The sequence below is a fragment of the Bacteroides sp. FSHCM14E1 genome, from assembly GCF_019633785.1.
GTDB classification, from domain to species: domain Bacteria; phylum Bacteroidota; class Bacteroidia; order Bacteroidales; family Bacteroidaceae; genus Bacteroides; species Bacteroides hominis.
Genome location: NZ_JADKYL010000001.1, coordinates 37,735 through 63,132, shown reverse-complemented (window position 1 = coordinate 63,132; position 25,398 = coordinate 37,735). Strand labels below are relative to the sequence as shown.

At 44.9% G+C, this 25,398-nt stretch carries 17 protein-coding genes; 8 read left to right on the top strand and 9 right to left on the bottom strand.

The genetic code is table 11. The annotated features are described in order from the left end of the window. Positions 1–106: 106 nt before the first annotated feature. The 4 genes from ISX59_RS00280 to ISX59_RS00265 form a co-directional block, all read right to left on the bottom strand. Positions 107–1,996 carry a SusD/RagB family nutrient-binding outer membrane lipoprotein gene (locus ISX59_RS00280; RefSeq protein ID WP_032540575.1) on the bottom strand — a complete coding sequence of 630 codons (1,890 nt, stop codon included), beginning with the start codon at positions 1,994–1,996 and terminating at the stop codon, positions 107–109. A 21-nt stretch (positions 1,997–2,017) separates the two neighbouring features. Continuing rightward, entirely contained in the window at positions 2,018–5,395 is a 3,378-nt protein-coding gene (locus ISX59_RS00275) for a SusC/RagA family TonB-linked outer membrane protein (RefSeq protein ID WP_032540574.1), read from the bottom strand. Positions 5,396–6,164: 769 nt separating this feature from the next. Next, complete coding sequence (locus ISX59_RS00270; RefSeq protein WP_005808770.1) at positions 6,165–7,940, bottom strand: oxaloacetate decarboxylase; 1,776 nt, start codon at positions 7,938–7,940, stop codon at positions 6,165–6,167. Positions 7,941–8,191: 251 nt separating this feature from the next. Then, positions 8,192–8,695 carry an RNA polymerase sigma factor gene (locus tag ISX59_RS00265; RefSeq protein ID WP_005776700.1) on the bottom strand — a complete coding sequence of 168 codons (504 nt, stop codon included), beginning with the start codon at positions 8,693–8,695 and terminating at the stop codon, positions 8,192–8,194. A gap of 290 nt (positions 8,696–8,985) precedes the next feature. On the opposite strand from ISX59_RS00265, the gene ISX59_RS00260 reads away from it, so the two are divergent. The 3 genes from ISX59_RS00260 (at position 8,986) to ISX59_RS00250 (ending at position 11,292) form a co-directional block, all read left to right on the top strand. Beyond that, positions 8,986–9,546: a LemA family protein gene (locus tag ISX59_RS00260; protein ID WP_005808774.1), complete on the top strand. Its 561-nt coding sequence runs from the start codon at positions 8,986–8,988 to the stop codon at positions 9,544–9,546. A 21-nt stretch (positions 9,547–9,567) separates the two neighbouring features. Continuing rightward, positions 9,568–10,536 carry a M48 family metallopeptidase gene (locus ISX59_RS00255; RefSeq protein ID WP_032531373.1) on the top strand — a complete coding sequence of 323 codons (969 nt, stop codon included), beginning with the start codon at positions 9,568–9,570 and terminating at the stop codon, positions 10,534–10,536. Positions 10,537–10,797: 261 nt separating this feature from the next. Further along, a complete protein-coding gene (locus tag ISX59_RS00250) occupies positions 10,798–11,292 on the top strand; it encodes a DUF4251 domain-containing protein (RefSeq protein ID WP_005776696.1) in 495 nt (164 codons plus the stop codon). 13 nt (positions 11,293–11,305) lie between these two features. Here the strand turns inward: ISX59_RS00250 and ISX59_RS00245 are convergent, their stop codons facing one another. Beyond that, entirely contained in the window at positions 11,306–11,932 is a 627-nt protein-coding gene (locus ISX59_RS00245; RefSeq protein ID WP_005776695.1) for a trimeric intracellular cation channel family protein, read from the bottom strand. An 84-nt stretch (positions 11,933–12,016) separates the two neighbouring features. Here ISX59_RS00245 and wecB point away from each other — a divergent pair, with 84 nt between their 5' ends. From wecB to ISX59_RS00220, 5 genes are all read left to right on the top strand, one after another. Continuing rightward, positions 12,017–13,102, top strand: a complete 1,086-nt coding sequence (gene wecB, locus ISX59_RS00240) for a non-hydrolyzing UDP-N-acetylglucosamine 2-epimerase (RefSeq protein ID WP_032543915.1) — start codon at positions 12,017–12,019, stop codon at positions 13,100–13,102. A gap of 113 nt (positions 13,103–13,215) precedes the next feature. Beyond that, positions 13,216–15,777 (top strand): DUF5686 and carboxypeptidase-like regulatory domain-containing protein, encoded by a 2,562-nt coding sequence (locus ISX59_RS00235; RefSeq protein WP_005808780.1) that lies wholly within the window; start codon positions 13,216–13,218, stop codon positions 15,775–15,777. A gap of 34 nt (positions 15,778–15,811) precedes the next feature. Continuing rightward, on the top strand, positions 15,812–18,406 hold the full coding sequence (locus ISX59_RS00230; RefSeq protein ID WP_220575522.1) for a glycoside hydrolase family 2 TIM barrel-domain containing protein: 2,595 nt from the start codon (positions 15,812–15,814) through the stop codon (positions 18,404–18,406). Positions 18,407–18,430: 24 nt separating this feature from the next. Beyond that, complete coding sequence (locus ISX59_RS00225) at positions 18,431–19,702, top strand: replication-associated recombination protein A (RefSeq protein WP_220575521.1); 1,272 nt, start codon at positions 18,431–18,433, stop codon at positions 19,700–19,702. Between the two features lie 83 nt (positions 19,703–19,785). After that, complete coding sequence (locus ISX59_RS00220; RefSeq protein ID WP_005776688.1) at positions 19,786–20,742, top strand: D-2-hydroxyacid dehydrogenase; 957 nt, start codon at positions 19,786–19,788, stop codon at positions 20,740–20,742. A 2-nt stretch (positions 20,743–20,744) separates the two neighbouring features. Here ISX59_RS00220 and ISX59_RS00215 read toward each other — a convergent pair whose 3' ends face one another. The 4 genes from ISX59_RS00215 to ISX59_RS00200 are packed head-to-tail and all read right to left on the bottom strand — an operon-like array spanning position 20,745 to position 25,395. After that, complete coding sequence (locus tag ISX59_RS00215) at positions 20,745–22,256, bottom strand: STM4011 family radical SAM protein (RefSeq protein WP_022012215.1); 1,512 nt, start codon at positions 22,254–22,256, stop codon at positions 20,745–20,747. A 13-nt stretch (positions 22,257–22,269) separates the two neighbouring features. After that, a complete protein-coding gene (locus ISX59_RS00210; RefSeq protein WP_122330482.1) occupies positions 22,270–23,550 on the bottom strand; it encodes an STM4012 family radical SAM protein in 1,281 nt (426 codons plus the stop codon). Further along, positions 23,547–24,398 (bottom strand): STM4013/SEN3800 family hydrolase, encoded by an 852-nt coding sequence (locus tag ISX59_RS00205; protein ID WP_005808788.1) that lies wholly within the window; start codon positions 24,396–24,398, stop codon positions 23,547–23,549. The genes ISX59_RS00210 and ISX59_RS00205 overlap by 4 nt, the downstream gene beginning before the upstream one ends. Beyond that, a complete protein-coding gene (locus ISX59_RS00200; RefSeq protein ID WP_195316508.1) occupies positions 24,385–25,395 on the bottom strand; it encodes an STM4014 family protein in 1,011 nt (336 codons plus the stop codon). Before ISX59_RS00200 ends, ISX59_RS00205 begins: the two co-directional genes overlap by 14 nt. Positions 25,396–25,398 lie beyond the last annotated feature (3 nt).

The following is a 25,398-nucleotide window of genomic DNA, read 5'->3' as shown; positions in this document are numbered from 1 at the left end:
ATCATGTATACGGAGAAAAAACTCCTTAAAATAAAATAATATAAGAATAATAAAGAAGGCTGCCTCTGTGAATAGAAGCAGCCTCAGATTTATGTGAAACAGGAAATTACTGTTGAGGTCCCGTACCAAAAGCCGGCGCCTCTTTATCATACCAGACACGTTCTTTGCTCAACGTTACAGGCGAATTACTCATTTCGCCCTCATACGTATATCCCTGTGCTTGATAAGCTGCAATCGTAATGTCACGGAGCAAATCAGAATCAAGAGGTTTACTTACCGGGAAGCGTCGTGGAATTACGTACTGGTCGCCCAATAACGGATCGAAGTCCTGATATGGTAACAAGGTACTATTCTTCATCGGTACTCCCGAACGGCGAGCAGTAACAAACATATCCATCGGAAGCATCAGATAATGAATGTATTGCTGAATATAAACCTTCTCAAGATCTTTATTCAGATCACCGGTCAAGTGGTAAGCATCATGTGACAGCATTTCATCAATCATACCTTCCTTCAGACTGATTGTTTTATCATGTACATCGTTCGCATAGGTTTTATCATAGTAAGGAATATGATTCTTACCGGCAACAAAATCATAACCGCGGACAGACATTTCCACGCCTGCGTTCAAATACTGTTGTGCGGTCATCGGCAGATTGGCTCCTAACAATTTGAACTCCGCCAACAAAAGGTTTGTTTCACCCGCAGAGAAATACAAACCATACCATCCGTACTCTTCCTTATCCTGTACAGGAGCTACATCGGGCACATCGGGGAACGTGTAAATAAGCAAACCTTTAATATTTTCTGTATTCCGGTAAGCAATCGGAGTATAGGTCTTTTTCGCATCGTCTTTGCTCAGCAAATAGAACAACTCGTTGTTGGGATCGAAATAATCTTTATATTCATCCTTTTTATTGATATCCACCTGACAAGGAACCCCATAATAGCGTACCCAAGGCTCTCCGGGAGCCTTCCAGCTCTCAAAATGTTTCTTTCCGTCAGCACCGACCGTATAATTCACATTGGCCTCTACATAAAATGGTAAGGCTCTTTTCTGATCAAAGAAACCTTGAACTACATTAGAGTTATAATCATTCTTCTGGAAGAAATAGAACAGACGTGGATCGCGATTGCTCACCATAAAATCGATCAACTGCTTGGTTCCTGCACCAACAGAAATATCATTGTTCCAGTTATTATCTCTCTTACCTTTATTGAAAACAAAATCATCATCAAGGGATAAAATAAGACCGGCCGGATTCTGAACAGCTTCATTCACAATGGCAATTGCACGGGCCTTGTCTTTATTAATCAGACGGGCAGCAATTCTAAGCTTCAATGAATTAGCCAGTTTGGCCCATTTGTCAAGCTTTCCTTTATAAATAAAATCCTGGGCACCAAGCACGTCCTGCGGATTTTTTTCTTTTAGATAGTTAATCGTTTCGTCAAGCTGTTTCAACCAAAGCTCAAACAATTCTTCCTGCGTATCGTATTTCGGAGTCAGAGTCCCACCGTAACGAGCCATTTCTGCTTCTGAGTACTGACGGGAACCATACATGTCCGAGTCTTCAAGTCCCAGATATACCAACATCGGGTTACATAGATAAGCAATATATTCATACTTTTCCTTCTCGTCATCCGGCATCAGACTGATCTGATACTTTATTTCATTGGTATAACGAAGCACTTCGTTGACCTGATAGCCACAGCCGGTTTGAGTTACCACATTCAACTTGCTGGAGTTTCCACCTCCCGCTGCAGTTGCCTGCACCCAGGTAGACATTGCATCGAAGCCGGCAAACCACTGAAGATAATCGGCCGGTTGAAAACTCATGGCACATTGAGTAAATAAATAGCGTACGTTAGGTTTAGAAACTGTAGAGGGATCGGTATTCTGCCCGGCAAACTCGTCTTTACAAGACGACATCAGGAACCCTGTACCTACAACAGTCATAGCTGCAAGATATAGATATTTTTTCATTATTTGTTTCATACTAAATATCACATTAAAGGTTTAGAAATCTAAATTAACAGTCATCATATAGTTAGCCGTATAAGGTTCATAACCACGGATACGGAACTCAGAAGCCGTATTACCACGGACACTCTCAGGATTCAGATGGTTAGGTAATGAATTATACAGATATCCCAGATTGCGTGCAGAGAAACTCAACCCCAATCCCTGAGCGCCAAACTTACTTGCTACCGATTTCGGAAAGCGATACGACAATGTGATCTCACGCAACGCAATGTAATTCAACTCATGTACCCAAGTGTCGAATATTGTATTCTGTCCCCAAGCCGCACGATTCACATGATAAGTTCCGGCATGTGTGGGTTCCAGTTTTCCTTCTGCCACCAGCTGTTTATAGGACATACCACTTACATCCATTTTAGTTCCGTCTACAAGTGTTGCGAACGTACCGTTCTTAAATACTCCGTCAGGGATAACACCATCACCATAAAAGATACCTTTGCTATCGCCATACTGACTGGTCCAAGACAAGCCACCATGTTCAGGGTCACGCCATTTCAAAGAACTCTTGATCCATCCGGCCTGTGTGCCATACAAGTTAGAATAAGAAGCTACCAACCCGCCAAAACGCATATCAGTAGCAATATGCAAACTAAGGTTTTTCCAGGACAGCGTAGTAGATAAGGACCCTAAAAAGTCAGGAGTCATTTTACCCACTTCCTGTACTTTTCCGCTACGTGCTTCATAAGCCCCTCTCCAACTGTCGTCCCATTCCAACAGTGTTTCTCCTTTGTCATTTTTGGCAGGGAGAATGTCAGACATCAACAATCCGTAGTCACCACCTACTCTGGCAACCGAACCGATATGGTAATCGTAATCATTAGCATAACCGCTCAGCGCAATGTAATCGGCTACGTTTTCATGTAATGAGATAATAGTATTTTTATTCTTTGTATAAGTCATTGCGACATCCCACTGCCAATCCTTGTTTTTATATGGAGTGGCGTTTACAGCAATCTCAATACCTTTATTCTGAATATTACCTGCATTTATCAACTGAGTGTTGACACCCGAAATAGCAGGAACTTCAATCGACATAATCTGATCCCTCGTATTTTCCTTATAATAGGTAACGTCAAAATTCAAACGGCTATCAAACAAACGCAAGTCCAGACCAATCTCCCAAGCATTCTTACGTTCCGGCTTCAACTTCAGACTCTTCATTGTTTTATCCAGAGTGTTCACATAGATATTGCCATCATACATTTCTTTGGTTCCAAAACCATATACCGAATTCACATAATAGGGATCGGTATCGTTACCGACCTGTGCCCACGACCCACGTACTTTGGCAAAAGTGATCCAACGCGGCAAATCAAATGTTTCATTAAGCAGCCATGAGCCGGATACTGATGGGTAGAAATAAGAATAAGTACCCATTCCGCTTTGATATACCAAAGAAGAAGACCAGTCATTACGCCCCGTTATATCTAAATAAATTTGATTTTTCCATCCCAGATTCAGGGCAAAAACAGCAGACATCATTCGCTTAGTATTCGAGATGCTGGCTTCCGACTTTTTAGGATTCTTTGAGTTATCGACAAACCACTGTCCCGGTACTACCATACCACCATCTGTATATACTTTGTATGCCTCCGAACGGCTCGTATAGTATTCGTACCGCGCAAAACCACCTACACTGAAATCTTTTATCTGCTTATTGACAGTAAATGTTCCGCCAAAAGTAGCTTGCTCTTTCGTAGTTTGCCCCATTGTGTACTTACCGCCTTCATTTGCATATCCACTACCCAACTGTTTTTCTTCAAATTTAGTATAATAGTAGTTCATATTAGCATCGGCCTTAAATCTCAACCAATCCAGAATCTGTACGTTCACTTCCATCTGGGGGCGAACCACGGTCTCTTTCTGAGAATAATCGTATTTGTCAATCATGAAAAACAGATCACGTCCAGGAACAGAACCATATTTATCACCATAGCTTGTAGATGCCAGTCCACCATGCTCACCCAGATATTTATCACGGAAATAATTCACATCCAGCATCGGAGTCATAATGGTGCCGTTCGGATTGACGAAACGTTCTCCCACCGTTCTCGGAGAGTTCTTCGGATTCGAATTAGTAAAACTCATAGCTGCCGAAACCTCCACCCGGTCACTGATCTTATGCGAACCTTTCAACAAAAACGAATAACGTTCGAATGTATTTTTTTCGCTGGTAGATCTTGCTTTTTTATAAGAAAGAGAGGTGTAATATGATGTTTTATCATTCCCACCGCGAATAGCCACATTCGTATTGGAGTTCAGTCCCAATTGATACAGGTCCAGCATATTGTCCTTATGAGGTGAATAGTTGGTCCAAGTACCGTCATAATTACGGATCGGCTGACCATCATATTTAGGTCCCCACCCGTAACTACCCGCACCAATCAAGGTCCGGTCTCCTTTATCATCAAGTTTAAACTGAAAAGGATCCCATACAGAGCCATTGTTGTCCGTGTCTTTCCAACCAGGCATTACCCCTACTCCATATTCAGTCTGGATATCCGGTGTTCTGTAAGCATGATCGATACCAAATGTTTGAGATACGGAAACTCCGAAACCTTTAAAGCCTTTACCCGATTTGGTAGTAATTACTACAGCTCCGTTCAGACCACGCGAACCATAAAGTGCAGTCGCAGCTGCACCTTTCAGTACCGAAACTGTTTCAAAGTCATCCGGATTTAAATTCTTCAATTCATTTCCATAATCATTTGCGTTATTGTTTCCGGCATCCCAGTCCATTGTTGTATTTCCGGAAGTCGAGTTATCAAGGATAACCCCATCAATGACATAAATAGGCTGGTTATTGCCTTTCAAGGTAGAGGCGCCACGAATCTGAATTTTTGTAGCTCCGAACATACCTCCATCCGACTGACGAATCTCGACACCGGCCACTTTTCCTTGTAAGGCAGCCACCGGAGAAATCGTATTGGCAGCTTTTAAATCGTCTCCTTTGACCTCGGTCACTGCATATCCCAAAGCTTTCTGTTCACGTTTCAAACCTAAAGCTGTCACTACAACCTCGTCCAATATCTGGGTATCTTCTTGAAGCACAACATTAATAACGGTTTTACCTTTTACGTTTACATCCTGTTTCTTCATACCGATATAAGAAAATTCCAAGACTCCTTCTACAGGAACATTAGATAAGGTGTAATTGCCATCAATATCTGTCACTGTACCATTTGATGAACCTTTAACAAGTACACTCCCTCCGATAATCGGTTCACCGGTTCCATCTTTTACAATTCCTTTCACTGTTATATTCTGCGCAAAAGCAGTAACAGATAAAAAAGACAGAACAAGCACGAACATTTTCTTCATCAATCTCACATTGATAATTTTCGAGTTATTCATTCATTTTTCTTTTTTAGTTAAACAATATGTGTTAATTTAGGTTATAATAAAGATTATAGTTCTCTTAGAACTTGGTTATTCTTGAAAAACGTAAATTATATACAATATTAACCTCTTTATTGCAGCGTAATTTTACATTTGTCAATGAGATTTAGTTGTATATTCTAAAATAAGGAGTTGCCAATCTTATTTTGCGGAGTAAATATAGATATAAAGTATCAAAATACAATAAATATACTATAATATTTTTAAATACTAATTTCTACTTTTTCCCCTTCGGCAATTAACACCCACCAGAATCCCTATAGAAGTGCCTGTAATGTATCCAAGAACTGAGTTCTAAGAGAACTTAGCTTATATGTTTTTCTACTCGCCCAAGATGGGTTTGAGATGTATATGTCATTTCTCCGATTAACTTCAGCCATAAGGTTTGATCACTATTTACAAGTAAAAGTTCTATCCATACTTAAAAGCTTAGAAAAGATTCCTTATTTCTTTTTTGAATATAAAACCAATATTTATTTACTAACTACGAAAAACAATCAATAGATTTCTACCCAAACAGGATATTACAAATGTAATATCTAACCGAAATCAAATATTATAGCAAATATGACAGTCAAATATAGCTATCAGACTTTCTTTAATTGACCAGACAACCTACAGAAAATAGGCATCTAACTTGAGGAAAGGGCAAAAAAACAAGGACCGCCCCGGTTTACACCGGGAACGGTCCTTATCCACTCTATAACAATACAACTTTTAAACGTTATGCCGGTTCTTCACATCTTTCTACATAAGCCAATGCATCTCCCTTATTGACCAAAGCACCCTGTTTGGCACACACCTCAATGATACGTCCGCTAAAGTTGGCCAATACCCTGTCATAAGTATGCCACGGAGTGGCAATATAACAGAATACATCATCCGGCTCATACTTATGCCCTACTTCCGGAGGCATAGAAGGTGACTCCACATCAATTTCCCAAATGATTCTTCCTTTTTCCATCGCGGTTATTGGTTCCGCCTTGGCACGCTTCATTCTCTTCACGTCTTCTTCAGAGAAACCTTGTTTGACTAATGCCGCATCTTTGGCACGTTGCAAATCCTCTTCAAACCTTTTTTTAGCTACCCCCGACTTATAGTCACGATATTGCCTGTCATGCATAGCCAGTTCAAAAAGTTCTTCGTCGTCAGGTCCGAATTCCCATCCGTTCTCCAGCATTTCTTTCCGGTACTCTTCAAGCTGATCAGGGTAATTCTTCTGTGGATCTTCATCCGTAAATTCATATCCTTTTTCTTTTGCCAAAGCTATAATTTCGGGATCCAAAGGTCCGGGCAAACGTCCGCTTTTCCCCAGAATCATCCCCCAGGTATTATTATCTATCATACTCCAACGCTCCTCACCCTTCACATGTGCCATTACGTTCATCAATGCCACGTTCTTCACGTACTGGCTGAATGGAGTCACCAACGGAGGATAGCCCAACTTGGGCCACACATATTCTACTTCGTCGAACAGCATCACAAGCAGATCGTCGATGCTGAGCTCAGGTTGATTATTATTCCGAAGTATCATATTGATACCGGCATGTACTCCTTTCAGATCGGCCATCATAGACCCCATCATCCCACCCGGTAAACCACATTTCAACAATAATGAAGACATATGCTTGTTGGTCGGATCCATGAAATAGCCGAGGAAATCATCAATGAATTCCTGTGTCATGGCACGTGCTTTCATATATGCTTTCATGTTGATCTCAGGAACACGGAAACCGGCATCTTTCAACATGGCCTGTACGGAGATCACATCCGGATGAACTTTACCCCAGGATATGGGTTCCATGGCTACGTCAATAATATCAGCACCATTCTCGCAAACTTCAAGAATGGAAGCCATTGATAATCCGGGACCACTATGCCCGTGATATTGAATCAAGACTTCAGGATGACGCTCTTTTATAGCTTTCGTCAATCGCCCTAACATGACAGGACGTCCTACTCCCGCCATATCTTTCAGGCAGATTTCAGGAGCACCGGCCTCAATCAGTTTGTCGGCAATGGCTGTGTAATACTCCACCGTATGTACCGGCGAGAAGGTAATACACAAAGTCGCTTGTGGAATCATTCCCCCCTCAAGCGCATAGTGTATAGAAGGAATAATATTCCTCACTTCATTCAATCCACAAAAAATACGGGTTATATCTACCCCTTGAGCATGCTTGACTTTATACATCAACCGACGGACATCGGCAGGAACGGGATACATCCGCAAACCATTTAGTCCCCTGTCGAGCATATGGGTTTGTATTCCGGCATCATTGAAGGGTTTGGTAAAAGCCCGTACTGCTTTGTTAGGATTTTCACCATAGAGCAGGTTGACTTGCTCAAAAGCTCCTCCATTGGTTTCCACACGGGCAAAACATCCCATTTCAATAATCAAAGGTGCAATTCGTACTAACTGGTCGACACGGGGTTGGTATTTACCGGACGACTGCCACATGTCCCGATATACGAGACTGAATTTAATTTCCTTTTTCATTGCCGTAAGTTATAAGTGATTTCACATTCATAGGTTAACTTGTCATTACAAATATACTGAGATATCTGACATAAAGACAAAAATCAACCTTAAAAAGTTTCCATAAAAGATATGTTATATATCATATTGTCACAAAAACAAAGGAGCAAGGAGGGGTTCCCTCGCTTACTCCTTCTTTTGCACAACTAAAAATCTACACTAAATCAGTATCTAAAAATCAATCTTTCTAATTATAATCAGTATCACCTTAATTAAACGAAGTCCTTCAATTCCTGTTGCAGTCTCTGCCGGGTAAAAAAGATCCGGCTCTTAACCGTACCGAGTGGCAATTCTAATTTTTCAGCTATTTCACGATATTTAAATCCGGAAACATGCATTGAAAACGGTACTTTATATTCTTTAGGCAACGCATTTACTACACGGTGCATTTCTTTCAAGTCATAGGCTCCTTCGGTACTTTCAAATCCGGAGTCTTGCGGGAGATTCAGATGGAAGAGGTTGTCGGTTTGGTCTACATAAGTTTGGTCACGCACAACTTTGCGGTAATTATTAATAAAGATGTTGCGCATGATTGTATACATCCAGCCTTTAAAATTAGTATCCGGCATAAATTTATCTTCATTATCTAATGCTTTCAATGAAGTTTCTTGTAACAGGTCATTGGCTTCTTCGCGATTGGCTGTGAGTTTATAAGCAAAACGGAGTAACTCTTCTTGTACTCCTATCAGGTCTTTTCTAAAACTTAAACTTTTCATACGTTGCGGTTTTTAAGCGGTTAATATTTCGTTTCTTTCTCGATGATGCAAGTTTAAGGCTTATTTTAGATTTCAGTAGGGTAAATTTCACCAATCTTTGGGGTAAAAACTATCATTTGATAGTTTTTGGGTGCTATTTGACAGTTTTTGGGTGTTATTTCAGGAAGGATTCAATACACTTCGAGAGGTTTGTTTGATAATTAATGTTTTTTATTATGCGCTTTTTGTAAATAGAGACTGAATCACATACCTTTGGATCAAGTTTAACAACGTTAAGAATCAAAAGAATTATGAACTTACTTATCATTTTGGGGATTGTAGTCATCCTCGCCATTATCATTGCTTCCATGTACAACTCGCTGGTAAAACTGAGAAACAACCGTGAAAATGCATTTGCCGACATCGATGTACAGTTAAAGCAACGTCACGACCTTATCCCGCAATTAGTAGATACAGTAAAGGGATATGCATCTCACGAAAAGGATACACTTGAACGCGTCATTCAGGCTCGCAACGGAGCTGTCAGTGCCCGAACAATCGATGAAAAGATTACAGCAGAGAATCAACTTAGTTCCGCCCTCGCGGGATTGAAAATCACCTTGGAAGCTTACCCCGATTTAAAGGCTAACCAAAACTTCCTCCAGTTGCAGGAAGAGATTTCGGACGTAGAAAACAAACTGGCTGCAGTACGCCGCTACTTTAACTCAGCTACCAAAGAACTGAACAATGCAGTACAGACATTCCCTTCCAACTTGATAGCCAACATGTTCGGCTTTCATAAAGAAATGATGTTCGATTTGGGTACTGAACAACGTGCCAATCTGGAAGAAGCCCCGAAAATCAAATTCTAATCCCCAGGAAAGTATATACACATGCAATACGTCGGAATACAGACACAACAGAGCCGGAATAACCTACGTTCCGGCATCTTACTGTTCCTTTTCCCTTGCCTGGTGGCAGTACTGACTTATTTGTTCAGCTACCTGCTCATCACTTTTACCGTGACAGATGATTACGGGCAATACGACACATTGGCAATGACCAATCAAATGTTTATTAACCTGATTCCTTATATTATAGGAGGCGTTCTGGTCTGGTTTATTATTGCCTACTTTGCCAATTCCAGTATTATCAAAGCAGCTACAGGGGCACGACCATTGGAACGTAAAGAAAATAAACGCATCTACAATTTAGTGGAGAATCTCTGTATGTCGCAAGGGATGAAAATGCCTAAAATCAACATAATCGATGACAATTCACTCAATGCGTATGCCAGCGGAATTAACGAACGTACTTATACGGTCACCTTATCAAAAGGAATCATCGAGAAACTCAATGACGAAGAACTCGAAGGGGTCATTGCACACGAGTTGACACATATCCGTAATCACGATGTCCGACTGCTGATTATCTCCATTGTATTCGTAGGCATCTTTTCGATGTTGGCACAAATAGCACTGCGCTCCGTTTATTACTCTTCGTGGACACGCAGCCGGAATGATAAAAACAATGGTGCCATCCTCATCTTGGTTTTAGCCATGATTGTAGCCGCCATCGGCTATTTCTTTGCCACGCTGATGCGCTTTGCCATCTCCCGCAAACGTGAATACATGGCCGATGCAGGAGCAGCAGAAATGACAAAGAACCCATTGGCTCTGGCCAGTGCTTTAAGAAAGATATCTGCAGATCCCGATATAGAAGCTGTGGAGCGCGAAGATGTAGCGCAGTTATTCATACAACATCCTGGCAAACAGGCTAAAAGCGCATTGAGCGGGCTAAGCGGGCTCTTCGCCACCCATCCGCCAATCGAAAAACGAATTGCCATTCTGGAACAGTTCTAACAGAAATATCCTCCCCATATAGACTCAAAAGTCTTCTTCGCCACAGGTTATACAGATTAAGCATTATGTAAACGACGATTTAAAATTCATTCTGTGTTAATCAGTGCAATCTGTGGTAAGTTTTGACATGCCCTCCTTTTTTATTCTTTGTGAAATCCCATCCGGTAAACACGAAATAATATTAAATCATTTGTCTGCTTTATACATTTTATCTCTTCCGACCGTTATCTTTATGTAAACATCCGAAAAACAACCATTGATATGAAAACAAGCAAATGTATCATCCTTCTGATGTTGCTCATCATCGGAACAGGAGTTTGCCCGCTTCAGGCCCAAAGCCGGAAAGAAAAGAAAGAGCAAAAAGAGCAAACAGTAAAAGAGCTGATCGAATCGGAAAACTACCGGATTGACGTATCTACAGCATACCCACGCCGAGGGCATATGATTCCACTGACCTCAGTTTATTCTGTGGTAGTTCGAAACGATTCGGTCTTTTCACAACTACCCTATTTCGGGCGTGCTTATTCTATTCCCTATGGAGGAGGGCAAGGACTGATGTTCAAGGCTCCGATTGACAAATATAATATGGTCATGGGCAAACGCGGAGCAGCAAAGATAAACTTCACCGCCAGAAACTCCGAAGATCAGTTCAAGTTTAGAATCACTATCTATTCTAATGGTTCGTCCAGCATAGATGTCGATATGCAGAATCGTGAATCGATCAGCTTCTCCGGTGATCTGATACTGCCGGACTAAAATTAGTATAAGTCTACTCCCCTTTCAGGATAGGCAAACAGATCTGATATTTCACAGCCAATGCGCGTACCACAAAAATGCAACAGCCACTGATGACCTGTGTTAAAGCAGCATCAACACCCAGACGGTCGAGTCCCCAATAAATGACTCCGCCAATAACGCATGCCATGGCATAAATCTCTTTACGGAAAATCAACGGAATCTCGTTGATAAACACATCGCGGATTACGCCACCGGCCGCTCCGGTCATTGTGCCCATAATGATGGCCACCCAAAAGGCATAGCCCAAATCGATCGTTTTGCTGATACCAACTACCGTAAATAATGCAAGCCCAATGCTATCGAAGATAAAAAACGTGTTGTGCATATGAATCAGATGCTTCCGGAAAAAGATAACCCACAGAAGGGCCAGCGCCGAACAGATAAGATAAATGGGATTCGTCATCCAGAACGGAGTAACGTCCAGCAATACGTCACGTATAGTACCACCGCCAATGGCAACAGCCACACCGGCTACATAAGCACCAAACCAGTCAAACTGTTTGGCAGATGCAAGACGAATGCCACTAATGGCAAAAGCAAATGTCCCGATAAACTCCAGAATCTGGATAAAGGTCGGAATCTGAAAGATTGTTGGCATATATCAAGTTTTTTGTGTGCAAAGAAACAAATAATTCCGCAAGAAAGTGTACATTTGTTCCTTGAAAATTGTAAGAATACGAAGATGAAGATAACGATTGTTGCCGGGGCTCGCCCTAACTTTATGAAAATCGCCCCTATCACCCGGGCTATCGATGCCGCTAAGGCACAAGGTAAACGCATTTCTTATCGCCTGGTTTACACAGGGATAGAGAATGACACCAGTCTGGATGCATCCTTATTTGCAGATCTGCATATGAAAGCTCCCGATGCCTATCTGGGCGTAAACGGCAATAACCCTACAGAACTTACTGCGGGAATAATGATCGCCTTTGAACGTGAACTGACGGAAAACCCTACGCACGTAGTTCTGGTAGTCGATGACCTCACTGCAACTATGAGTTGTGCGATCGTAGCCAAAAAACAAAATATAAAAGTGGCACATCTCGTAGCCGGCACCCGTTCGTTCGATATGTCCATGCCCAAAGAAGTCAATCGTATGATAACAGACGGACTTTCCGACTATCTGTTCACAGCCGGCATGGTGGCCAATCGCAACCTGAATCAGACAGGAACAGAAAATGAAACAGTCTACTATGTAGGCAACATCCTGATCGATACAATACGGTATAACCGCAACCGCCTGATAAAGCCAATATGGTTCTCTGTCCTGGGACTGAAAGAGCATGAGTACATCCTGCTGACCCTCAACCGCCATGTGCTGCTGAACAACAAAGAAAATCTGCGGAATTTGATAGAGACCTTACTTGAAAAGGCAAACGGCATGCCGATTGTGGCACCACTGCACACTTATGTACGCAATGCGATCAAAACTCTCGATATCACAGCTCCTAACCTGCACATCATGCCCACACAAAGCTATCTCTCTTTCGGGTATCTGATGAACCAGGCAAAAGCCATTATAACAGATTCAGGCAATGTGGCGGAAGAAGCGACCTTCCTGGGAATTCCCTGCATCACCCTCAACACCTATGCCGAGCATCCGGAAACCTGGCGCACAGGCACCAACGAACTGGTTGGTGAAGATCCGGCAGCATTGGCTGCCAGTATGGATAAACTGATGAACGGAGAATGGAAACAAGGCACCCTGCCCGAACGCTGGGACGGACGGACCGCAGAACGAATTGTACAAATATTATTGGGGGAATAATGCCGGATTCCCCCTCCTTACAGGACTCAAAAGATACACAAAAAAGGTTATATAGTCCGTTCAATCAAAAGGAATTTATTACCTTTGCAGTCTCACGATGAGATGAAGTGTGTATGAAACAACAATATTCTAAACTATTAATAGTAGTCTTCCTTATACTCTCTGCACCACAGGCTTTTGCACAGTTGAAGGGAGTAATCACTGATTCTATTTCACATGAGCCGCTAATGTACATTTCCGTTTTCTATGAAGGAAAAGGCGTAGGCGGTATATCCAATGCTAACGGAGAATATCAGGTAGAAACCCGCAAAGGTTGGAACGAACTGACCTTCTCTGCAGTGGGGTATATCACCAAGAAAGTGAAAATTCCGGCAGGTGCCAAAGAACTGAATGTGGTGCTCTCACCAGATGATGTCATGCTGGACGAGGTGGTGATAAAACCTAAAAAAGAAAAGTATTCCCGGAAAAACAATCCCGCTGTGGAGTTCATGCGAAAGGTCATCGACCACAAGAAAGCTCAGAAGCTGGAAACCAACGACTATTATCAGTACAACAAGTATCAGAAGATGAAGATGTCACTCAATGACGTGACACCCGAAAGCCTTGAAAAAGGAATCTATAAAAAGTTTTCTTTCCTCAAAGACCAGGTTGAGGTTTCGCCTGAAACCAACAAACTGATTCTGCCTATCTCAGTGCAGGAAACGTCTTCCAAAACCATTTACCGGAAGGACCCGGAAAGCAAAAAGACCATAATCGAAGGTATGAACTCCAATGGCGTGGAAGAATTCTTCTCAACAGGTGATATGCTGGGTACCATCCTCAATGATGTATTTGCCGATATCAATATCTATGATGATGATATCCGCCTGTTGCAACGCCGTTTCGTAAGTCCAATCGGAAGCGGAGCCATCTCTTTCTATAAATTCTACCTGATGGACACTGTGATGGTGGATAAAGATAAATGCGTGCATCTCACCTTCGTCCCACAGAACTCTCAGGACTTCGGATTCACCGGACACCTGTATGTACTGGACGACTCTACCTATGCAGTGAAAAAGTGCACCATGAATCTGCCTAAAAAGACAGGAGTAAACTTTGTAGAAAATCTGGACGTCGTACAACAATATGAACAGCTTCCCAATGGCAACTGGGTGCTGACAGACGACGATATGACTGTGGATCTTTTAGTCATGAAAGCTATTCAGGGCATCCAGGTAAAACGAACAACCAAATATAGCAATTATGTCTTCGACCCCATCGAACCACGACTTTTCCGTTTGAAAGGAAGTGTGATCAAAGAGGCGGACATGCTGACCAAAAGTGACGAATATTGGGCCGGAGTACGCCAGGTGCCTCTAACAAAGACCGAGAGTAGCATGGATCTTTTCATGAACCGGCTGGAACAAATACCCGGATTCAAATATGTGATATTCGGAGCAAAAGCGTTGATAGAAAACTATGTGGAAACCGGAACCAAAGAACATCCGAGTAAGTTTGACTTCGGACCGATCAACACCATGATATCGAGCAATTATGTGGATGGTACCCGTTTCCGTCTCAGCGGCATGACTACCGCCAAGCTGAATCCCCACTGGTTCTTCAATGGATACGGAGCGTACGGACTCAAAGATAAAAAATGGAAATATGAAGGCAATGTGACCTACTCTTTCCGCAAATGCGAATTCTTCCCCTGGGAATTCCCGAAGCATTACATCTCGGCCTCCTACCGCTACGACGTCATGTCGCCAATGGATAAATTCCTCGACACGGATAAGGATAACGTATTCGTAGCGTGGAAAACCACGACCGTCGACCAGATGTCATACGTACGGGACGCCACACTGAGATATGAAATGGAGACTTTGTCGGGTTTCTCGGTTGCGGCCATGGCGCGACACCGGGAAGATACTCCGGCAGGCAAGTTGCAATACATCCGCAATGACGCAGCCAAAACCATCGTACCCGATATAACTACCGCCGAATTGGGGCTGACCTTACGTTATGCGCCGGGCGAGACCTTCGTCAATACAAAGCAACGCCGTCGTCCGGTATCGCTGGATGCTCCCATCTTCACCCTCTCCCACACTACCGGATTTAAAGGTGTTTTAGGAGGAGAATATAATTTCAACCTGACGGAGGCAAGTATCTGGAAGCGCTTCTGGCTCTCGTCCTGGGGTAAAGTAGATGTTACCTTAAAAGGAGGTGCACAATGGAATACCGTTCCGTTCCCATTACTTATTTTGCCAGCCGCCAACCTATCGTATATCACACAGAAAGAAACGTTCAACCTGATCAATAATATGGAGTTCCTCAACGACCGTTATGCATCGCTGGCACTCACATATGACATGAATGGTAAACTTTTCAACCGCATCCCGCTGATTAAGAAACTGAAGTGGAGAGAGGTATTCCGTTTCCGCGCTCTATACGGCAACCTGACGGATAAGAATAACCCGTTTAAGAGCAATAATCCGGAACTGTTTGATTTCCCGCAACGGGACGGCAGCTACACCAGCTATGTGATGGATCCGAAAGTACCTTACCTGGAAGCCAGCGTGGGCATTTACAACATCTTTAAATTGTTGCATATCGAATACGTACGCCGTCTGACTTACCTGAACCACCCGGGAATCAATAAACAAGGTATCCGGTTTATGATTCAGGTAGTATTCTGATCCGCCTATCATTCACACTATAAAACCCAATACGATGAATTTCACAGTACACACCTGCAATGGCATGAAGCTATGGTTGGTTTTTCTTATGTTAAGCAGTGCAATCCATGTTTGCCGGGCGGATTCTCCACGACAAACCATCAACTTCAACCGGGAATGGAAATATTGCCGGGGAGACTTCAAGAGTGCTTCCCGACCGGATTTTGACGACTCCGGCTGGGAAAGGACGGGACTTCCCCACTCTTTCAGTACTCCATACTTCATGTCGAAAGATTTTTATGTAGGTTACGGATGGTACCGTAAAGCCTTTCCGATAAAGAAAGAAGTGCTTGGCAAAAGGAGCTTTCTTGAATTCGACGGTGTATTTCAGGAAGCAGAAGTTTTTGTGAACGGACATCGGGCAGGAACCCACCAAGGAGGATATACCGGATTTTCCATTGATATATCGAACTATCTGAAAGAAGGAAAAAACCAGATAGCGGTTCGGGTTAACAACTGCTGGCGGCCTGACCTCGCTCCACGTGCAGGCGAACATATATTCAGCGGAGGCATTTACAGGAACGTACGCTTAGTGATCAAAGAACCGACCTATATCGATTGGTATGGCACATTGGTCACCACACCGGACTTAGGAGAAAAAAAGGGAAAGTCAGGGAGCGTCCACATACGGACAGATGTATGCAATCGTTCCGGAAAAACAGAAACTTACCGACTTCTGACCACTGTTATCGATTCCCGAGGCAAAGAAGCGGCTTCTGTTTCTACATCACAATCATTGCCGGACAACGCAACCTACACATTTGAGCAGCAAACCCGCGAAATTCAAGCACCGGAGCTGTGGCATCCCGATCATCCTGCACTTTACAAGGTGGTCAGCTCGCTTTACCACGGAGAAAAATTGATAGACCGCTATGAAACGTCTTTCGGATTCCGCTGGTTTGAATGGACACCGGACCGGGGATTCTTCCTGAACGGGGAACATTATTATTTTAAGGGAGCCAATGTTCATCAGGATCATGCCGGATGGGGAGATGCCGTGACCGAAACCGGTATGCGAAGAGATATCCGTCTGGTAAAAGAAGCCGGCTTCAACCTGATACGAGGTTCGCATTACCCCCATTCACCGGCTTTCTCACAAGCATGCGATGAAATAGGTATGCTATCCTGGGCAGAGAATGTATTTTGGGGAATCGGAGGTCACAAAGGAGATGGCTACTGGAACGCAAGTGCATATCCCGTAAATGAAGCAGACAGGGCAGGATTTGAGAGTAGTGTAAAAGCCCAACTGAAAGAATTGATCCGCATCCACCGCAACCATCCTTCTATTGTTGTATGGAGTATGAGTAACGAACCGTTCTTTACCGCACCCGAAACGATCGACCCGATGCGCAAGTTACTGTCAGAAACCGTCAAACTCTCCAAGCAACTCGATCCAACCCGTCCGGCGGCCATTGGCGGTGCTCAACGTCCGTTGGGAGAGAAACGAATTGACAAGTTGGGTGATATAGCCGGATATAACGGCGATGGCAGCTACATCCCCGAGTTCCAGCAACCGGGCATACCGACGGTAGTTTCAGAGTATGGCAGCACGACAGCCGACCGTCCGGGAGAGTACGATCCGGGCTGGGGAGACTTGGCAAAGAATAATGCGCAAAATGGCTTTGCCTGGCGTAGCGGACAAGCCATCTGGTGCGCATTCGACCACGGGAGTATAGCCGGAAGTGCTCTTGGGAAAATGGGAATTATCGATTACTTCCGGATTCCCAAACGTGCCTGGTATTGGTACCGCAATGCCTACAAAGGGATTGCTCCGCCGGAGTGGCCAGAGGCAGGAACACCTGCACGCATTGCCCTGACAGCCGATCAAACGAACCAGATAAAGACAGACGGGACAGATGACGTTATGTTGTCGGTAACCATTCTGGATGCAGACGGTAAACCGGTCAACAATTCTCCGGCAGTCAGCCTCAACATCATATCCGGTCCGGGAGAGTTTCCTACCGGTACCTCGATCCTATTTGAAAAAGAGAGTGATATCCGTATTCTCGATGGAAAAGCTGCGATTGAATTCCGGTCGTACTATGCCGGAGAAACCGTGATACGGGCTACCTCGCCGGGACTCGAGCCTGCCGAGATCACACTCCGGTTCATCGGAAGCACTCCCTATACCGAAGCCTTCAAAGTGAAAGACCGACCTTATACACGTTTTGAGGTTCAGGATAAAACAGATAACCTGCAAACCTTCGGGCCCAATAATCCGACCTTCTGCAGTTCATCGGCCGACGGACACTCGTCCGCATTTGCTGCCGATGGAGATGGAGCCACCTATTGGCAAGCTGCCGGCAACGACCCGGAACGCTCCTGGACATTGGACACAGAGAAAGGCTTGTCCATACGCCACATCCGAATCGCATTTCCGGATACGGACCATTACCAATACAAAGTGGAGGCATCGATGGATAGAGAACACTGGACACTTATTCCGGATCAGACCAACCATAAACAAAACGAGAACATTCGGATGATCCAGGTTGTTCCGGGTATACAGGGACGTTTCATACGTATCAGTTTCATCGGAGAAAAAGCCGCTATCACAGATGTACAGGTGATGGGGACGGTGATCGACTAATAAACAGATTCATTACAAATAGATATGCAACCATTAGCGGAAAGGCTACGGCCAAAGACATTAGATGATTATATCGGTCAGAAACACCTTGTGGGACCGGGTGCTATCTTGCGCAAGATGATTGATGCAGGACGTATCTCTTCATTTATCCTGTGGGGGCCTCCGGGAGTCGGTAAAACAACACTGGCCCAGATAATAGCCAACAAGCTGGAAACCCCCTTTTATACACTGAGTGCCGTAACATCGGGCGTGAAAGACGTACGCGAAGTGATAGATCGCGCCAAAAGCAACAAATTCTTCACTCAGTCCAGTCCCATCTTGTTTATCGACGAAATACACCGATTCAGCAAATCTCAACAGGACTCGTTGCTGGGAGCTGTCGAGCACGGAACAGTTACTCTGATAGGTGCCACCACGGAGAACCCGTCTTTTGAGGTAATCCGTCCACTCCTCTCCCGTTGCCAGCTCTATACACTGAAGTCTCTGGAGAAAGAGGACCTGCTTGAATTGCTTCAACGTGCCATCACTACCGATACCGTACTGAAAGAACGTAAAATAAAACTGAAAGAAACCAGTGCCATGCTTCGTTTTTCGGGAGGCGATGCCCGCAAGCTGCTGAATATACTGGAACTCGTAGTAGAGTCGGAAACGGAAGAGACCGTAGTTATCACTGACGATCTGGTAACCGAACGCTTACAGCAGAATCCGCTGGCTTATGATAAAGACGGCGAGATGCATTACGATATTATTTCGGCATTTATCAAATCGATCCGGGGCAGCGATCCCGACGGTGCCATTTACTGGCTGGCACGTATGGTAGAAGGAGGAGAAGACCCGGCATTCATTGCCAGGCGTCTGGTCATCTCGGCTTCGGAAGACATTGGCCTGGCCAATCCGAATGCACTGCTATTGGCTAATGCCTGTTTTGACACGTTGATGAAAATAGGCTGGCCGGAAGGAAGAATCCCATTGGCGGAAACCACCATTTATCTGGCAACCAGCCCTAAAAGCAACTCAGCCTACAATGCTATCAACGATGCACTGGCATTGGTGCGTGAAACCGGTAGCCTGCCTGTACCTCTGCACCTGCGCAATGCTCCCACCAAACTGATGAAGCAGTTAGGATATGGCCAGGAATATAAATATGCCCATAATTATGAAGGTAATTTCGTAAAACAGCAATTCCTGCCGGACGAAATCAAGAATAAGCAAATATGGCAGCCCCAACACAACCCGGCTGAACAGAAACATGCCGAACGAATGAAACAACTCTGGGGGAATGAAAAGAACTATTAAACATCTGTAATTGTTTTATTAGATAAAGAGTTATTAATTCAGTATTCAAGTACACAAACTTAATACTTAACACCTAATAATTTATGAAAATAGTAGTTTTAGACGGTTATGCCGCCAACCCCGGAGATCTGAACTGGGATGAATTGAGAACTTTAGGTGAGTGTGAAATCTATGATCGCACAGCCCCCGAAGAGGTGCTTACACATGCGAAGGACGCCGAGGCCATCCTTACCAACAAAGCCGTGATCACCGCAGAGCACATGGCCTCTTTGCCTAACCTGAAGTATATCGGCGTAATAGCCACCGGATATAACATTATTGATATTGCGGCAGCCAAAGAACGCGGTATTGTGGTTACCAACATCCCGGCTTACAGCACTCCATCCGTCGGACAGATGGTTTTTGCCCATATCCTGAATATCACTCAGCGAGTGCAACACTATGCAGACGAAGTGCGTGGAGGGCAGTGGACCCGGAATCAGGATTTTTGTTACTGGGATACCCCGCTTATAGAGCTGTTAGGAAAGAAAATCGGTCTTATCGGACTGGGACAGACCGGATATAATACAGCCCGTATCGCAATCGGGTTCGGAATGAAAGTATGGGCCTATACCTCCAAGTCACGGCTTCAGTTGCCTCCCGAAATCAGAAAAGCGGAACTCGACCAGATTTTCCGTGAATGTGACATCGTCAGTCTGCATTGTCCGTTAACGGAATCAACCCGTGATCTGGTTAATGCCCGCCGCCTTGAACTGATGAAACCAAACGCCATCTTAATCAACACCAGTCGCGGCCCTTTGATCAATGAACAAGACCTGGCAGACGCCCTGAATAATTATAAGATTTATGCTGCCGGATTGGATGTACTCTCCACCGAGCCTCCACGTGCGGACAACCCATTGCTGACTGCCAGAAATTGCTATATCACCCCGCATATAGCCTGGGCTACTTCCGCCGCCCGTGAACGTCTGATGACCATTCTGGTTGACAACCTGAAAGCATACATCGGTGGAAAACCCATAAACAACGTAGCCAAATAAAGTCAGATATCAAAAAAGACAGGAATACTATCGGGATTCAGAATATATCCCGATAGTTTCTTCAACTCTTCTTCCGCATCCATCACTGCACAAGAATAACCGGCAACTGACATCATCGGCCAATCGTGCATCGTATTACCTACCACCAGAATCTCCCGCAAAGAGATTCCCAACCTCGAACATAGAGTCATCAGTCCATTCTTTTTTCCCGCCCTGCTGTCCACCACTGTCAGCAACCGGCCTTCCTGATACAGTTGATATGCCTCCCCCTCCAATCCGGCCGACAGCCGAGTAGCTTCCCGGACAGTAGGCGCAAGCACGGCATACTTAAAGATTTCCCCTTTCCAAGTATAACGAGTGATCCGGCAACCGGGGAAATCAAGAGCCACAGGATGTTCAACCGGAACACATTCAACGGTATCTTCATAACACAGAAAGCCCCCATCGGCAAAAACCCCTCCCGAAAACAAGTCGAACACATCACCAAGCCGCTTCTTGGCGTGTGCCATCGGCAAGGCAGTACTCAGGTACAGAGGTAAGCGACCGGACATATATTTTAGTGCAGAAACGGTACGCCCCGGAATCCTCCCCTGCACATCTGTCAATGTACCGTCAATATCAAAGAATACAGCCCTGACCTTTTTCCTCTCCGGTATACGCCACAATGCCCCTTCTCCCATCATTCTCCTCAGAGGCGTATCCCGCAGATTGCTGAAAGCAATATAGCAATCGCATACTTTACGGAGACAAGAAGGCTGAAGGAGCGAAGCAGAATCATCGTAGAAATTCCCTGTCCGCACCCCACTTCTCGGGCAGGCATACATCCCCCCTTCCCGATCAACAAACAGACTCTCTCTACCTCCGGAACAATTATTCAAACATGCTTTTGCGTTCCGCCGATCATAATCGAACAGATTATCCATCTCGTTAAAAAAGCGGACATCTTCCTCCGAAAGCGGCTTCCGTAAACCTTGCATTGCGTTCACAAACAAGTAAACCGACGGATCCAGCAGCAGTCTCAACCTCCGGATCTGTTCCTTTGCCGAAGGATCACCAACCACTCCTGCACAGACCTCAATACCAGCCGCATGCAGTTTTTCTATTTTAGACGCAAAATCTGTGACATCCGCCATCTCAGGATGGTAGCTCGCCCAGAATTTGATTTTGGTGACATCTGCCCGAGCCTCTTCAACTTCATCCAGAAAACGGGAAACTGAAAAGGACAGGTTGGTCTGACAAGAAACCCCGGCCACATGGGGCATGGCAGCCAGACGAATGATACCTTCTCTGTAATACCGATGTATCATCGCTTCTCCATAAGGGATAATCAGAATACGCAACGCCCCATGCTTCCACTGACCGATACGTGAAATAAAACGGTGCAGCGCTTCCCGGTCACCGTCCGTATCGGCAGATGCGGATTTCCTGCCAAACGGACAATACGAACATGTATAATTGCAATATTCCAGACTGCCCCTATAATAGATATTCCGGATAGTACTCAAAGCCCCCATCGTGCAAAGTTGATCAAGGATATATATACTCGGACATCAGTCTCCTTACGGCAGGTGAAACAAAAGACTGGCCGATGTAATCGGAGTAGGCCATTCCTTCTTCCGTAAGAAGCAGAACCCGGTTTTTCTCTTCAATCCACCCCCGGTCTGTAAATTCCCGGAAGAGCGTTCTGTCCGGCACCTTACCAAAACGTCGTTCATACTCCGCCGTGTCCAGCCCCCGATAATACATCAGGTTCTTTATAATAAACCTTATTTGTACCTCTTCCGCGGAAAGCAAATAACCATTGGTTACCGTCAAAAAATCAGCAGTCCGGATATAACGGTCTATCTCTCCGGCTATGGCTTCCTGCCGCACAGCGTATGGAGTGGCATAATGTAAATCTCCCAGATAGCTCCGTCCCCCGGAACCACAGGACAGCATGGTTTCATCGCCACAGGAGAACTCCAGTTCCACTGTTTTCCGTTTAACAAAGCGACGCATGGAAGTCTGCACAAATCCCTGCTCCACCAACAGTTCACGAGCTGACCTGTAAATAGCATAGCACATGTCATCCGTTGAACGTACATCGATACGTGTACCCGGCCGGACATAAAGAGGATAAATAAATAATTCGTCGGGGCGATAAGTAAGCGCAGTGGTAAGCGAGTAAATAAAGCTATCCACCGTCTGTCCCTCAATGCCATAAATCAGGTCGAGGTTCAACTGCGGGAAGTCCGCTTCCCGAATATTTTGAAGTGCATCGATCACGGTAGCAAGCACAGGCCTCCTTTTCAGTTTTTTCAACTCCGCATCATTGAAACTCTGTACACCCATGCTCAACCGTTCCACCCCCCTCGTCCGCAATTGCCGCAAAACTTTCTTGTCGGCATACTCCGGTGAAGTTTCGATGGAAGTGAATACCTCCGAAGGACGTACGCCGAACAGCTCGGCTATGCAAAACAGTTCATCCAACTGTTTTTCGTTCAGAATAAGCGGAGTACCTCCCCCAACTGCAAACGAAGTAAATTTCAGATCTTGTGCCGCCACGGACAACTGTTCTGCCTGACGGCGCATCGTACGGAGATATGCCGAGATACGCCCTCCATCACAGCTCTGCTGTGAAAACAGATTGCAATAACCGCACTTATGGGCACAGAAAGGGATATGAAAATATAGACTTGCCTGCCCCCCTGCCAACCGTTCAAAATAAGGGGCAAGAGAGACCGGAGGATTAAAAGTACGGTAAGCCGTCTTATGCGGATAACTGTACATATAGCTGATATATCGTGAAATCTGCTGCTGATCGTTCATTTTCTGAGAATAAAATGTTTATAAGGCACCGTATATACCTTCTCGTGGGAAATGCAGTGATACTCGTAACCGTCCTCACCATAACAGGTGCCATGATCGGACAAAGCAATGACCAATGTATCCGAACGTCTTCTGAAAGCCTCGAACAAGCGGGGCAACTGACTGTCAACGTATCGTAAAGCCGCAGCATGCGACTCTTTGTCGTCTTTCTTCTTACCCTCTACATAATGGCAGTTGGGATAATGGATGGCCGAGAAATTGATATACATGAATACTCTCCGGTCCGCCGGATACTTTTCCAGTTTACTGACAGCAAAGTCCACCTGATTGGCGGCACTGTTCTTATCCGTGCAGCCAAAAGCAGGCAGCCAGTAACTTTTATTGAAATAACCGGGAAATACCCTTCCGATGTCATTCCGTTTACTGAAAAAGCTGACTCCGCCGATACAGATGGTTTCATAACCGATATTGGACAGGCTCTGTACGAATGTAGCTTCTTTAAAAGCATAACTGCCCTCCGGAGGTATGCGCCCCGTGCCGGCCTGAAAAGGGAAAAAAAGCCACTTCCGGCTGCGCAACACATGGGGTTCGGCAGGTGAAGGCAAGAATCCGGCAAAAATGGCGAAATGCGAGGGATAGGTAAAATTGCCGGGAGCATGCCTCTTCTCCCAGCCACTGCCATAGCTATTCAGTACGGGAGTTCCCCCGGAAGCCTCTTCGGCCACACTGACGTCATAGCGCAAGGTGTCGAAACAGAGCATCAGTATGTCATGCGTGCCCACAATTCCATTCATATCTATATCCGGTTTCCGGTCTTGCTTACCGGATGGCAGTTCATCTATTTCCATTGAAAAGTGATTCTATCGTTCTTATCTGATTGGTGTATATCTTATTCTCCGTAAACATATCCTGATAGATATGATCTCCCTGTCCGTTCACCTCTATAATATAAGGTGTATCCGTGTTCCGTGCAATCAGCACATCTATGCCTGCATACCGCAGTCCCAGAGCCCGCGTGGCGGCAATGCTCCGGCAAAAAAGCTCCTCACGGACGGAAGGTGCAAGCGAAAGCTCTCCGAACAGCCTTGCTTTGTTGTTCAGATGAAGATTGGTTATGGTACCTTTGCTACAACGTACCACGACATAGTCGACTTCATCTTCCCTACAAACAACACGCAAGTCATAATTCTCCCCTTCCAGTTTTTCTTTTACCATCCACTCTTCAAGGACAGCTCCGCATCGCATGACTTCTTCTGCCAGCACGGCAATCTCTTTCCGGTTTGTCAACCGGCAGATACGTTTTTCATTACAAGCATGATTTCCCGCCCAACGCATGGTCGTATAAGCCACCCATTCGTCCCGGCGATGATTGTATCTGACAGCCATTACCCCTCCGGCTCCGGAGCCATAGCGAGGTTTAAGAAACCCTCCCCTCTTCTGCCGGTAAAGCAGTTCGGCCAGTTCATCAAAAGTGCGTAGTGCCGCCGAGAACAACGGGGTTGTTTTCAAGCCTGCCCCGGCCAGTTTCTGCTGAGTGCGGACCTTATCCAAAGCACAGAGAATTGCACTCGGCTCGTTCAGAAAATGCACGCCCTCCGGTCTATCCACAGCGGCTAAGCGCCTCAACATTTCCCTGTAATCCCGGCAAAGCAAATTGTATTTCCGGAAGTCCGTTTCCTGAAACACCGGAGGTTCCAGCTTCACAACCGTATCACGATACTCCGGAAGAGTAGCCATCAACTCATCGTATGTGACAAAGCAGGTATCCGCCCCAAGGCTTCTACCCGCTTTGATAAAGTAGTCCGTACGTTTTGAAGTCGAATTACTGACAACACATATCTTCATTCA